The sequence below is a fragment of the Pseudomonas sp. KBN12P06040 genome, assembly GCF_037574965.1.
Lineage (GTDB): Bacteria > Pseudomonadota > Gammaproteobacteria > Pseudomonadales > Pseudomonadaceae > Pseudomonas > Pseudomonas aeruginosa.
The window spans coordinates 5210559-5223217 of the sequence record NZ_JBBELS010000001.1; the positions used below are offsets into that span (position 1 = coordinate 5210559).

Here is a 12659-nt window from a genome sequence, read left to right on the forward strand (position 1 = left end):
CGAGTGGCCTGAACATTTCCCATCGATCCGAAGCACACCGACCAGCCACAGTGCTGCTCGCTTACACAGGAGCATACGCGTGGCACCACTCGACAACGCCTCCCCTAGCGGGCCGCTACAGGATCCATCCCTGGCCCGCTACAGCGAGCGGCAGCTCGCCGTCGCCAACACCTGGGCAACACATTTCTCCCTCGCAGGGACAGCTCGAACCAAGTTCATCCGTCACTACCTGCGCAGCACCTCTACGACTAGGTGCTGGTGCATCACCGTCGCGGCGGACAACGGTATTCGCTACACCATCATGCGTGCAGGGCCACTACTCCAGGTGTTCGACGGTCAACTGATCGGTGCGTGGGAGTGCAAGCCTGCCCATCGTGTCCCGGCAAGCACGCCGTCCCCGGCAGGGGCGTTGAAGCTGTTACAGCGCCTTGAGAAGTTCGACGACGCAGTTGCTGTACTCAGCTCATACACCAAGCGAGCGCACGACCTAGCCACTCAGATGGCCAGGGACGACCTCGGACTTCCGCATCGCCTCGTGTATCCGAGCCACAGCAACAAGCGCTACTACGCGCCAAGGCACCAGTTCTACTTGAAGCAGATCGGAGCGGTCTTGCGAACCTTCAGACAGGTCCTGGACCAAGACCTGCTGTTCGCCATCCGCTCGGTTCGGTGCCTCTCGCCCCAGCTCTACAACTGGCTGGCTCAAGGCAACCAGGTGCGCCGACTGCAAATGCTGAAGGCTCAGCCGGTCTTGACGCCGCTACTGGTGGATTGCGAGGAGGGAGTCTGGCCTCACACGACGACCAATGACAACGGCGAGAGCATCCACCATTACCTTCCTTGCCCCTTTTCCCTGATTGATAGTGAACGACCGCAGGCCGCAGCCATGCCATGCGGTTTTTACCTCGATATGGGCCGTATTCTTGGGCAGGTCGCGGACGAAGGGATCTCGGTCATCAACTTTTTCGCCTGGCTATTTCAGGCGCCACGGGCCTCGATTCGATTTCTTAGTCACGTCAGTCCCGGCCGTGCGGGAGGCGCTCTCTTCCATCGCAAACGGGAAGGCCGATATTCGGGATGGCATGCTCTCCTACTGGCTGCATCGCTAGGTAACCGGCGGCCGATCACTCGCGCTCAATGGACAGCATTCTATGCCGCCTACAATGCGATCCCCTGGCAAATTCACAACGCCAAGCCCGACTACAACCGTCTATTCAATGGCTGCCCGTCGGATTGGCAGGATCCGGCATGGCTTGCAATCACTGCACGGCTGAGCGACATCAAGGAGTTCTATTCCGCCCTCGACCAGGGGAACTCACAGGTTGTTCGGCAGGCGCGCAGCGCCCTGAAAGCGTATCTGGGTCATTGTACCTACCGACAGGCTGGCAAGCTGGTGGACGACTACCACCAGGTCCAGAGGGAGCTGCGTGCCGCAGTGCAGAGCAGCCTGCCCGATCTGGTCGACACCGACGAGTACACCACCTGGGAGGGAATGCTGTCTGTCGGCCTTGTCAATTGCCCTAATGGCCTGCAGATCGTCGAGCTCCGCTGTCCTGCCGACCTATATGCCGAACATATCGCTCTGGCACATTGCATCGATAGCTACGACCAGGCCGCCTACCGAGGAGACTGCCGACTGCTCTCAATACGTGAGGCTGGTCGTCCGCTGGCCTCTGCCGAACTGGAGCTCAGGCGTGAGCATGGCGAGCCACTAGGTAGGCCCTGGAATCCCCAGCACCTTTCTACGGTGCAACTGCGCAAACTCGATAATGACCCCGTACCGGCAGACTCCCCTGCCGGCCAGGCTTACCGCTGGTTCATGGAACGGATTCGCTCTGGAGCCATAGCGACGAACCTGAACTGGCCCGACATGACCGTCCACATGACACGCTTCGCCGATGGTCGCTGGAAGGCGGGCCTCGCCGAAGCCACGGCGAAGTGGCTGCTCACTCGGTTGGAAAACCGATGAGCCGTCCACGCCTGGTCAACCGTACCTCCGCGACTCCTTCGACGCTTCTGCAGCGGGCTATCTTCGACGGCTACGACTTCGGCTTGAAGATCCCCTACATCGCAGGCAGCAACCGCGCGCTGCTGGAACTGTCCGGCTTCTTCATCAGCGCCCGGGAGCATCCGTTGCACCGCTACTGGCGGGTCCCCAAGGGCAAGTTGCTGCCCGAACTGGACTCGCTGTACAACCGACTCGCCGAGCTCGCTGGAGGCCTCCACTCACAGTCCTGGCGGGACTTCAGCGGCATGGTCGAATCTGCACAGGCCTCGCTTGACCGACAGGCCTTCACCTGGGGTTTGCTGCTGCGCATCGCGCCGCTGGCCGAGGGCGGCGTCTTGCTGTCAGGCGAGTTCCATCCCGGTGTGGTGGCGGTGGCTCGGCGGATGCGCGGGGTGTTCCTGCGCCCATCGAGCTCCTGGCGCATCGACGCCACACCTGAGCTGCTCCGCAGCAACCTGATCCTGGAGCTTGGCCTCGCCGAGGAACAATTCGAGATACTGGATACCGTCCAGGAGCTGCTCAGCGACGGTAGCTTCGCGCCGGCGACCGAGCTGCCCAGCATGAGCATCGGCGGTCCACAGCAGGAACCGGCAGCGCCATCCCTGGAGGACGAGTCAGCTTGTGACATCTACCTCGCCGCGGTGCCAGAGATCGAGCGCACCGAGTACAGCTCGGCTGATATCGAGGCGGCGCTTCAGGGCTACTCGCTACTGGCCCACCAGCCTGCCGGCATCGCTCACTTGCTGCAGAGAACCAGCGCCCTGTTGGCCGACGACATGGGATTGGGCAAGACCCGCCAGGCGGTCATCGCCGCTTCGATCCGAGCGGCGGGCAGGCCAATTCTGGTCATCACCCTGGCCACCCTGTTGATCAATTGGCAGCGCGAAATCCAGGAGGTCTATCCCTCGGCCACCGTGGCCATCCAGCAGGACAACCCAGAGGCGCAGTGGATCCTGGTCAACTACGAGCAGTTGAGCCCCTTCGTCGCCAACGCTTCGCGCTTCGCCGTGATGGTCATCGACGAGGCGCAGCGGATGAAGGAACCGACGGCGCAATGCACGCGGCACGGTTTCGACATTGCCGCCCAAGTGCCGAACCGCTACCTGCTTACCGGCACGCCGGTGCTCAACCGTGAAACCGAGCTGCACACCCTGCTTCGCCTCTCAGGCCACCCCATCGGACAACTGCCGCTGAAAGAGTTCTGCGACCGCTTCGCCGGCAACCCGGAGTTCCGCCAGAGTCTGCGGGCGGAGCTGGGTGACTGGATGCTGCGCAGGCGCAAGGATGTGCTGCCCAGCCTCAAGGGCAAGCAGCGGCAGTTGCTGAAGGTGGCCCTCTCCACCGAGGAACGGCAGCAGTACGACGTGCTGCGCCTCGAGGACCGACCGATTTTCGCGCGACTCGGCGCGCTGCGGCGTTACCTGGAAACGGTGAAGGTTCGCGTGGCGATGGACCTGCTGAGCGAGCTCGACGCCGAGGACAAGGTGATCCTGTTCTGCGAGTTCAAGCCGACCGTGGCTGCGCTGAAGGAACTCTGCGAGCAGGCCGGGCTCGGCTGCGTCACGCTGGTGGGCAATGACTCGCTTACCAAGCGGCAGAAGGCGATCGATCGCTTCCAGCAGGATTCCGACTGCCGGGTGTTCATCTGCACCACGGCGGCCGCCGGGACGGGCAACAACCTCACTGCGGCGAACTACGTGTTTTTCCTCGGTCTGCCCTGGACTCCCGGTCAGCAGGAACAAGCCGAGGACCGCGCGTACCGCAACGGCCAGCTCCGCATGGTCGTGGTGAAGATCCCACTGGTCGAGGCCACGATCGACGAGCAACTGTGGCAACTGCTCAACGCGAAACGCCAGGTTGCCCAGGACCTCATCGAGCCCGAGCAGGTCGACGGAAACCGTGCGCTTTTGGCCGCAAGCCTTGCCGAACGCTGATTACTCGGGTTGAACCAGCCGCTGATCGACACAGTAAAAAAACTACTCTCACCAACCGAGCACTTCCTGCTGCAACACGGAGGAGCAGGAAGCAAGCTCGATCACAACGACACGACTGTTCAGCAGGAGATGCCCCAAAAATGAGATTCGAGCAGCCCTCACCGACTATCGACTACAGAAGAAATATGGTGCTGCAAGCGTTGCTGAAGATCGAGGCGCTCTACGAGCTCGCACATGCCGCCTCTCCAGAGCTGCTAGCGAACATTAAGGAAGCGCTGGCCGACCCAGATAGACTTTGCGAAATGGCGACAGCAATCGCCTTATATTACCTTCACCGGGAACCTACAGTTCCAGCGCTATACATAGAACTCGTCGAGGATGAAGTTGCACGCTACCCCTTCACCTATGACGAGATAGAGTCAGTGATGGATTCAAAGATTAGGGAAGTCCTATTCCCTAGGTATGAGCGATACCACGATACATGAGTGAGCCCAGCAACTCGATTCACCAGTAATAGCCAAGGATCGGGAGAGGGAACTCTAACTGGACGAGTTCTCACTGAGCATGCGGGCGGGCGGTCAGATCAACGCCCAGAGCTCGCATTACTGCCAGCATGGTTTTCAATGTAGGGTTCCCGCGCTCACTAAACGATTTGTAAAGCTGCTCCCTGGCCAAACCCGTTTCCTTGGCCAACTCCGTCATCCCCTTGGCGCGGGCCACGACTCCCATAGCCTTAGCGATATAGGCGGTGTCTCCAGTATCCAAAGCGTCTGCGATGAACAGAGCCATGGCCTCCGGGCTGTCCAGCGCTTGCGCGGGGTCATAATCATAAATTTGCTCGGTCATTGCGGCCTCCACTCATTTGCCAGGCGTTTCGCCATTTCTATATCCCTGGCCTGGCTGCTCTTGTCTCCACCACATAGCAGGATGACGATTTCCGTCCCGCGCTGCTGGAAGTACACCCGATAGCCTGGGCCATAGTGAATCCTCAACTCGCTCACACCCTGGCCGACTGGTGACACATCGCCGGGTAGTCCATTCGCCAATCGGAAGATACGGGCGGCGATCACGGCCTTTGCCCGCCGATCCTTTAGCTTGCTTTCCCATGCCATGAAAGTGGCGGTTTGTTTGACTTCGACCATGGGTCAACTGTGACTTATAAATCACAAACAGTCAATCGCACGCAGCCTTAGCACACGCTTTGTTCCAAATTCTGTTGGCTCCCCTTGAAGCACAATCCTGCGGGTGGGCAAAAGAAATCCCCTACCCTGTTGCCGAGTATTTCCTGCTGAGGCATGGCGAATGGCCTGCCACTGTGTGCCCCATCATCAAAGGGGGCCTCAATGACCAGGCAGTTGACCACTCTCACGCTGTGCCTGCTGCTCGCCAGTTGCACGACCCACAAGGCTGAGCCGGCCAGGCCCGCCTTCGACAGCAGCCGCAATCCAGACCTGCTCTCTCCGGACCTGTACCCGAATGGCGTACAACCGGAGAAGGAGCCCGTCGTGCGCTACGGGCGCTACACCCTGGTCAGCACCCAGCCTGATGCCGGTCAACGCGACCTGATGGCCCAGATCATCGACGTAACCATCCCGTCGAGCATGAACCCGAGTGTCAAGGACGCCATGCAGTACGTGATGAGCCGCTCGGGTTACTCGCTGTGCCCGGCAGAGGCCGGTCATGTGAACATCCTCTACACCCGGCCGCTGCCGGCGGCTCAGTACAAGCTCGGCCCGATGACCCTGCGCAACACCCTCCAGGTCCTCTCCGGCCCTGCCTGGCAGGTGAAGGTCGACGAGGTCGCGCGGCAGGTCTGCTTCGTGCTGCGCCCGGGCTATCAACTTCCCCCGGTGCCAAGGCCGAAACCGGTCCAGCAACTGTATGCGAAGCCCGCTGCCCCAACTCCAGCGGCGGTAACGCAACCCTCCTCCACGGAAAAAGTCAGCACGCTGGAGTCGCCCGTCGTGGTCGCCTCGGTGCCAACGCCGGCGCCGATCACAACCAGCCCCGCTCCGACCAAGAAGCCTGAATACACCACTGTGCTCCCCCCAGCCGCACCGGCCAAGGATGGCCACTCCTCTTCTCCTCCCGCGGCTTCGGCACCGATCAAGCTTCCGGCCTCCGCCGTGAAGTCCACGCCGCCCACTCCGGCCACCGTGGCTTCCACTCCACCGGACAAGGCGCTCCCTTCGGCGGAGCCGAGTCGGCCGCTGACACAGGCCTGGTCGGCCGAGACGGGATCAACCCTGCGCGACACCTTGGAAGCCTGGGCCAAGCGCGCACGCTGGACCGTCCGCTGGGAGCCGCAGGATCTCAACTATCCGATCGAAGCTCCTCTGACCTTCCACGGCTCCTTCGAGGACGCGGTATCCGAGCTGTTCCCGCTGTATGACGCTGCCGAACGGCCCTTCCTGGTGAACGCCAGCCGGCCGCAGTCCCTGATCATCATCAAGGAGCGCAAGAACTGATGCGTGCCCCCCTGAAGAACCTCTTGCCTTGCCTCCTGATCCCCGCGCTGGCCAGTTGCTCGGTCGCACGGGTGAACGAGTCGGCGGATCGTGTCGAAGCTACGGCAGATTCCGCGTCGACGATCGCAGCACAGATGCGCAACACCCGACCGGATCGCCGCGATACGGTGGTGTTCTCCGACAAACCCTGGGTCAGCACGAAGCCCCTGAGCGTTTCGCACACCTTGTCCAGTGACTGCATCGTGACGTGGCGCCCTGCAGGCGCAGCGTCGCTGCAGGAGGCCGCCCAGGAAGTCATCAACCAATGCCACCTGGCGGTCAGTATCACGCCCGACGCGCTGAACCCGGCCGCTTTTGCCCTGCAACCTCAGCAGCGCGCGAGCAACGCCCCGCCGCCCATCCAAGGCGGCCAGGACATGGCCACCATGCTGTTTCCTGCCTCCGTCGCCAACGGCATGTCCCTAGGTGCCGGCGGCAGCATGGGATCGAGCTTCGGGTCCTACGGCCCGCGGTCGCTGTACAACATCAAATGGAACGGCAAGGTCAGCGGGTTCCTCGATCTCATCGCCGCCCGCGCCGGCGTGTCCTGGCGCTACAACCCAACCGAGAAACGGGTCGAGTTCTACTACCTGGACACTCGGACCTTCCGCATCTACGCCTTCGACGACGTCAACACGGTGGACTCCACCGTGCGTTCCGGTATGACGACGGCCGCCGGCATCAGCGGGGATGGCTCCGGATCCACTGGACAGAATGGCAGCTCCGGCATCAGCGGCGACTCCGGCAGCAAGCAGACCACCAGCTCCGAGCTGAAGACCTCGATCCTCAGCGACATAGAGAACAGCATCAACTCGATGCTGACGCCGAGCATGGGACGCATGTCGCTGTCGCGTGCCACGGGCACCCTGACCGTCACCGACCGACCAGAGGTCCTCAACCGCGTCCAGCAGTTGGTCAACCGGGAGAACGAGAGCATCACCAAGCAGGTGCTGCTGAACGTCAACGTGCTCTCGGTCGCCCTGACCGACAAGGATCAACTGGGGATCGACTGGAACCTGGTCTACAAGTCGCTCAACAACAAGTGGGGCATCGGCCTGAAGAACACCATGCCAGGCATCGATCAAAGCGCGATCTCCGGCTCCGTGAGCATCCTGGATACCGCCAACAGCGCCTGGGCAGGATCCAAGGCCATGGTCCAGGCGCTGGCCCAGCAGGGTCGCGTCTCGACCGTCCGCTCCCCGTCCGTGACCACGCTCAACCTCCAGTCGGCGCCGATCCAGATCGGCCGCTACGACAGCTACCTGGCCTCCAGCCAGATCTCCAACGTCGCCCAGGTCGGCAGTACCACCTCGCTGATCCCGGGCGCCGTGACCAGCGGCTACAACATGAGCCTGCTGCCGTTCGTGATGGAAAGCGGCGAGATGCTGCTGAAGATCAACATCAACATGACCTCCCGGCCGACGTTCGAAATGCAGACCAGCGGGGACTCCAAAGCCCAGTTCCCGAGCTACGACATCCAGCTGTTCGACCAGAAGGTGCGCCTGCGCAGCGGCGAGACCTTGGTGCTCTCCGGCTTCGACCAGACTACCGAGGACACCAACAAGGTCGGCACCGGCGACGCCGGATTCTTCGGCCTTGGCGGCGGGCTGACCCGCAATACCAAGCGCGAGGTCATCGTGGTGCTGATCACCCCCGTCGTGCTGGGCTGAACCATGGAGAAGCCTGACCTCGGCAGCCGTGGACCAGACGTCTCGATCCTGAGCTACCACGGCAACAAGTTCGTCAGCGGCCTGTTCTGGCGGCCGCTATCCAGCCAGCGGCAGTACATGAAGGAAGCGCGCAAGCTGGGCAAGGAAGAGCATCTGGACATCGTTGCCATCCGCCATTCGCCGACAGTGATCCAGGCCGGCTTCGTTTCGAAGTCGCAAGGCGCAGTCAAGGGCATGTACTCCCTGGCCTCGGCGCTTTCAGGCCAGTTCGAAGGCGACTTCCTGGCCTGCTGGAAGGTCGACGAGGACCGCTACGCACTGGTCGCCACGCTCGATGGCGCGATCGTCCCCGGCCAGGACCTGGTCACCACCTTCGACGAAGCCAGGGACCGGGTCAGGAAGCTCTCTACGCGCGGCGTGCTTCGAAACGCACAGGTCTTCGTTCCCGAAGGATTCGAATTCCCCGTCAAGGACTTCGACATCGAGGAACTGCTCGCGCCGAAGCGCCTGCGGCGCGACTACCGCCTCCGGCAACTCACCTTCGGCTTGTCCGCCAGGGAGTGGACGGCAGTGGCCCTGCTCGGTTGCTTGGTAGGCGGGTCGCTAACCGCCTACTACCTATGGAATGCCCACCAGCAAGAGCTCGCCAGACAAGCCGCGCTCCTCGAGGAGCAGAGGCGCCTCGCCGAGCTGGCCGAGAAGAACGCCCAGGCCAAGCAGCCGCTGGACCTGGCGTCATTGCAGAAGCCTTGGACGCTCATGCCTGACCTCGAGGACATGCTACGCGCCTGTAGCAAGGCAACTGGGGTACTGTCGCTGTCGATCCAGGGCTGGCTCTTCGAATCCAGCAAGTGCGACGGCAGGGTCCTGGTCGCCACCTACCACCGTACCGGCAACAGCACGGCAGCCGACCTCACAGCGGCCAGCCAGCACCTGTTCGCCGACCGCCCCGCCTTCGTCATCGACAACGGCAACACCGCGGCCCTGAAGGTCGACCTGAAAGTCGCCATCGGTAGCGATGAGCCGCTGCAGCCAGCCGACGACGTGCTGCAGGCGCTCACCAGCCATCTGTACCGTCAGGGTGTCGAGCCCAAGCTGTCGATCAGTCAGGAGACAACTCCGCCCCTTCCTGGCGCGGAAGCGGCGACGGAGCAGCAAGTGGTGTTGCCCTCCTGGAAGAAATTCACCTTCAGCGCCCAGACCAGGCTCCCGGCAGACCTGACCTTCCAGGGGCTGCCCGCCGCCGGGGTCCGCATCACCAACCTCGAAACCACGCTCAAGGACAGCCAGTTGGACTGGACTGTCACAGGAGAAATCTATGCGAACTGAGCCGATCGGCATGGCCGTGGCCGTGCTCTTCCTCCTCGCGTCCGGCCAGGCCTGCGCCGGCACCGTTGGCGAACTGGCGGAGATCCAGGCCCAGGCCATCCTCACCGAGGCCAAGGTGCGTCTGGCCACGGCGCAGCGGCAACTGGAGGGCAAAGGCGAAACCGGCCAGGTCGTCAGCGCCCAGGGGCAGACGTTCGCCATGCCGGTGCCGGCGCCGCCGCCGACGATCACGCAGCCGGTTCCGCCGGTGGTGCGGACCATCTACGGCGCCGGCGGCAAGATGACTGCCACATTCTTGTTCCCGGGCGGGTACGAGGTGGACGCCGCCAGCGGCGCGGAGCTGCCGGGCAACTACCGCGTCGAGTCGATCTCCCTGGACCAGGTCGTACTCACCGACAAGGACGGCAACCGCGTGCCCGTGGGCTTCTCCAGCGTTGCCCCGACCCAAGCCGCCTCCTCGGCCCAAGGCGCCTCCGTTCCGCCGGCGCTGCCCGGGGCGGTACCGCAGCCGTTCATCCAGTAGGTACCGCCATGACGAACCTTCAGATTGCCGCACTTGCGCAGCCCTCCATGGTGACCCAACTGCTCACCGCCGACGGTGGTGAATGGGAGGTATCGAAGTTCCTGCAGGAAATCATGGCCCTGGCCGCCGACGGCACGCTCTATCTATCGGAGAGCCACCAGAACGACATACACGTTCTGTCGTTCATCGACCGTCTCGATCGCCGTGGCTTCCAATACCAGCTCAACCTCACCGACCTGCAGACCATTCACCAGCTTTACCGCGCCGTCGCCATTGACGGCCTGGTCGATAGCGATGGCCAGCGCGCCACCCAGATGCAGGAGCGCGTGGTCAAGATCATTCGTAAGGCCACTGAGCTGCGCGCCAGTGACGTGCATTTCGTCGTGAGTCCCGCCGGCACCGGCAGCAAGATCCGTTTCCGCGTCGACGGCCTGCTGAAGACCGTCGAGCAGTTCCGCAGCCAGGAGCTGCACGAACTCTGCGCCACCATCTACCAATCCATGTGCGACGTGGCCGAGCCACTTTTCAAGCCGCAACTGGACCAGGATGCGCGGATGAGCCAGACCTTCGTCGAGAAGCTCAACCTGTTCAGTGCCCGGATCGCTACCCGCCCGCGTGCCGGGGGGTTCTTGATGATCCTGCGGCTGCTCTACGACGACACCGGCCTCGACAGCCTGGAGCAGCTCGGCTACCTGCCCGAGCAGAACGCACTGTTCGATCGCATGATGCGTATGCCCTACGGCATCAACATCCTGTCCGGCCCCACCGGGTCAGGGAAGTCGATGACCTTGAAGGTCACCATGGAAGGCCTCGACAAGCTCCATGGCGGATCCAAGCACATCCTGACCATCGAGGATCCGCCGGAATACCGCATTCGCGGCGAAGGCATCAACCAGACCCCACTGGTCTACGACGCCACCGACCCAGACGCAGAACGCCAGGCCTGGGCCGCAGGCATCGCCAACGGCATGCGCCTGGATCCGGACTACATGATGATCGGCGAGGTACGCGACCTCTTCGCCGCTGTCGCCGCGTTCCGTGGTGCGATGACCGGGCACGGCCTGTGGTCGACCCTGCACACCAACAGCGCGATCGGCATTGTCCAGCGCCTGAAGGACCTGGGCGTCGACCCCGGCTTGCTGTTCGATCCGGCCCTGCTGACCGGCCTGATCAACCAGAGCCTGCTGCCCAAGCTCTGCCCCCACTGCAAAGTGCGCTTCCAAGACCACCAAGACCAGCTCGCGCTCGACCTGGTCGAACGGGTCCAGCGCTTGACCGATGTTTCCCAGGTGTACGTCAAGGGGCCTGGCTGCCAGGCCTGCCGTGGCTCCGGGGTCAACGGCCGCTCGATCGTCGCCGAGGTGGTGCTGCCCACCCTGGCCTTCATGCGTGTGTTCGCCAAAGGCGGCCCAGCCGAGGCACGCAACTACTGGGTCAAGACCATGCAGGGCATCACCAAGCACGCCCACGCCATCCGCCGCATCAACGAGGGCATGTTCGACCCGCAGATGGTCGAGGATTTCATTGGGCCACTCGACTTCGATGAGCATCTGCTCGACGACAGCTTCTACTCGCAGGAGGCGTGCTGATGGGGGGCTTCTGGGAGCAGTTGCAGTTCGCCTTCTACAGCAAGCAGTTCGGCCGCAAGGAACGCCTGCAGTTCTACGAAAGCATGTCCACCCTGCTCGAAAACGGGGTCCCGCTGAAGGACGCTGTGGCAGAGGTACACAAGATCTTCGCTCATGAGGGACAGCATCCGTTTCATCCGGTGGCCATCGCCAGTCGCGAAGCGCTGATGGGGCTGTCCAACGGCAAGCGTCTGGCCACCGCCATGGCGCTCTATCTACCCGCCCAGGAGCGAGCGCTGATCGAGGCCGGCGAGATGAGCGGCAACCTGGTTCAGGCCATGGGCGATGCCGTCTCCCTGGTCGAGGCCCAGGCCAGGATCCGCGCCACCATCTGGCAGGCGCTGCTCTATCCCTCGGCGCTGTCCGCCATGATGGTGTTCCTGCTGTGCATCGTGGCCTATCGCATGGTCCCCAGCCTGGCCAGGCTCTCCGACCCAGTCACGTGGACCGGCCCGCTCGCCACGCTCAACGCCATTGCCAGCTTCGTCACAGGACCTGGTATCTACGTTCTGGTCGCCGTAATCACCCTCACGGTGGTGGTCATCGTCACGTTGCCGACCTACCGCTGGAAAGGCCGGGTCTGGCTGGACCGGATGCTGCCGCCCTGGTCCATCTACCGCATGCTCCAGGGCACCACCTTCCTGCTGAACATGGCCGTCATGCTCAACGCCGGCATACGCCCCTACGACAGCCTGGCCAGCATGATCAAGATCTCCCCGCCCTGGCTGAAGCAGCGCTTGGAAGCTGCTCGCTACGGCGTGGGCCTGGGCCAGAACCTGGGAGTCGCCCTTCGCAGCGCCGGTCACGATTTCCCCGACCGACAGGCCATCCAGTACCTGTGCATCCTCGCCAACCGGGGAGGCCTCTCCGAAGCGCTGGTCAAGTTCAGCCGCCGCTGGCAGGAGACCAGCCTCAAGCAGATCGAGCTGGCCGCCGGGCTGGTGAAGAACTTCGCCCTGATCTTCATCGGCGCGCTGATGATCCTGGTCCTGCTCGGCGCCTACCAGGCACAGCAGCTCATCCAATCCATGAACCACTGAAACCTCACCAAGGAGCGCTC

The 12659-nt window shown here is 62.9% G+C and carries 12 protein-coding genes; 10 read left to right on the forward strand and 2 right to left on the reverse strand.

What is annotated here, in order from left to right; genetic code table 11:
* Positions 1–79: 79 nt before the first annotated feature.
* The 4 genes from VQ067_RS24580 to VQ067_RS24595 are packed head-to-tail and all read left to right on the forward strand — an operon-like array spanning position 80 to position 4427.
* Positions 80–1969, forward strand: coding sequence for a hypothetical protein (locus VQ067_RS24580; protein ID WP_340080936.1), 1890 nt, complete (start codon positions 80–82; stop codon positions 1967–1969).
* Positions 1966–3942, forward strand: coding sequence for a DEAD/DEAH box helicase (locus tag VQ067_RS24585; RefSeq protein WP_016851611.1), 1977 nt, complete (start codon positions 1966–1968; stop codon positions 3940–3942). The genes VQ067_RS24580 and VQ067_RS24585 overlap by 4 nt, the downstream gene beginning before the upstream one ends.
* A gap of 9 nt (positions 3943–3951) precedes the next feature.
* Positions 3952–4086: a hypothetical protein gene (locus VQ067_RS24590; RefSeq protein ID WP_255253641.1), complete on the forward strand. Its 135-nt coding sequence runs from the start codon at positions 3952–3954 to the stop codon at positions 4084–4086.
* On the forward strand, positions 4083–4427 hold the full coding sequence (locus VQ067_RS24595) for a hypothetical protein (RefSeq protein WP_016851612.1): 345 nt from the start codon (positions 4083–4085) through the stop codon (positions 4425–4427). The genes VQ067_RS24590 and VQ067_RS24595 overlap by 4 nt, the downstream gene beginning before the upstream one ends.
* A gap of 70 nt (positions 4428–4497) precedes the next feature.
* On the opposite strand, the gene VQ067_RS24600 is transcribed toward VQ067_RS24595, so the two are convergent.
* Positions 4498–4788, reverse strand: coding sequence for an addiction module antidote protein (locus VQ067_RS24600; RefSeq protein ID WP_003448662.1), 291 nt, complete (start codon positions 4786–4788; stop codon positions 4498–4500).
* Complete coding sequence (locus tag VQ067_RS24605) at positions 4785–5084, reverse strand: type II toxin-antitoxin system RelE/ParE family toxin (RefSeq protein ID WP_003120987.1); 300 nt, start codon at positions 5082–5084, stop codon at positions 4785–4787. Before VQ067_RS24605 ends, VQ067_RS24600 begins: the two co-directional genes overlap by 4 nt.
* Before the next feature lie 201 nt (positions 5085–5285).
* Between VQ067_RS24605 and pilL2 the strand changes: the two genes are divergently transcribed.
* From pilL2 to VQ067_RS24635, 6 genes are read left to right on the forward strand one after another with little or no spacing between them, the layout of a single operon-like run.
* A complete protein-coding gene (gene pilL2 / locus VQ067_RS24610; protein ID WP_012076859.1) occupies positions 5286–6410 on the forward strand; it encodes a PFGI-1 class ICE element type IV pilus protein PilL2 in 1125 nt (374 codons plus the stop codon).
* Positions 6410–8119, forward strand: coding sequence for a PilN family type IVB pilus formation outer membrane protein (gene pilN, locus VQ067_RS24615; RefSeq protein ID WP_012076860.1), 1710 nt, complete (start codon positions 6410–6412; stop codon positions 8117–8119). The genes pilL2 and pilN overlap by 1 nt, the downstream gene beginning before the upstream one ends.
* Positions 8120–8122: 3 nt before the next feature.
* On the forward strand, positions 8123–9448 hold the full coding sequence (gene pilO2 / locus VQ067_RS24620; protein WP_023518445.1) for a type 4b pilus protein PilO2: 1326 nt from the start codon (positions 8123–8125) through the stop codon (positions 9446–9448).
* Positions 9438–9971 carry a type IV pilus biogenesis protein PilP gene (pilP, locus tag VQ067_RS24625; RefSeq protein WP_023104012.1) on the forward strand — a complete coding sequence of 178 codons (534 nt, stop codon included), beginning with the start codon at positions 9438–9440 and terminating at the stop codon, positions 9969–9971. Before pilO2 ends, pilP begins: the two co-directional genes overlap by 11 nt.
* Before the next feature lie 8 nt (positions 9972–9979).
* The gene (locus VQ067_RS24630; RefSeq protein ID WP_256837393.1) at positions 9980–11560 is read left to right on the forward strand and encodes a GspE/PulE family protein; all 1581 of its coding nucleotides are present in this window, start codon (positions 9980–9982) and stop codon (positions 11558–11560) included.
* Complete coding sequence (locus tag VQ067_RS24635; RefSeq protein ID WP_256837394.1) at positions 11560–12639, forward strand: type II secretion system F family protein; 1080 nt, start codon at positions 11560–11562, stop codon at positions 12637–12639. The genes VQ067_RS24630 and VQ067_RS24635 overlap by 1 nt, the downstream gene beginning before the upstream one ends.
* Positions 12640–12659: the final 20 nt, after the last annotated feature.

Coding starts and splice junctions, on each gene's coding strand:
- VQ067_RS24585 (WP_016851611.1), top strand. CDS start 1,966: ATGAGCCGTCCACGCCTGGTCAACCGTACCTCCGCGACTCCTTCGACG.
- VQ067_RS24595 (WP_016851612.1), top strand. CDS start 4,083: ATGAGATTCGAGCAGCCCTCACCGACTATCGACTACAGAAGAAATATG.
- VQ067_RS24600 (WP_003448662.1), bottom strand. CDS start 4,788: ATGACCGAGCAAATTTATGATTATGACCCCGCGCAAGCGCTGGACAGC.
- VQ067_RS24605 (WP_003120987.1), bottom strand. CDS start 5,084: ATGGTCGAAGTCAAACAAACCGCCACTTTCATGGCATGGGAAAGCAAG.
- pilL2 (WP_012076859.1), top strand. CDS start 5,286: ATGACCAGGCAGTTGACCACTCTCACGCTGTGCCTGCTGCTCGCCAGT.
- pilN (WP_012076860.1), top strand. CDS start 6,410: ATGCGTGCCCCCCTGAAGAACCTCTTGCCTTGCCTCCTGATCCCCGCG.
- pilO2 (WP_023518445.1), top strand. CDS start 8,123: ATGGAGAAGCCTGACCTCGGCAGCCGTGGACCAGACGTCTCGATCCTG.
- pilP (WP_023104012.1), top strand. CDS start 9,438: ATGCGAACTGAGCCGATCGGCATGGCCGTGGCCGTGCTCTTCCTCCTC.
- VQ067_RS24630 (WP_256837393.1), top strand. CDS start 9,980: ATGACGAACCTTCAGATTGCCGCACTTGCGCAGCCCTCCATGGTGACC.
- VQ067_RS24635 (WP_256837394.1), top strand. CDS start 11,560: ATGGGGGGCTTCTGGGAGCAGTTGCAGTTCGCCTTCTACAGCAAGCAG.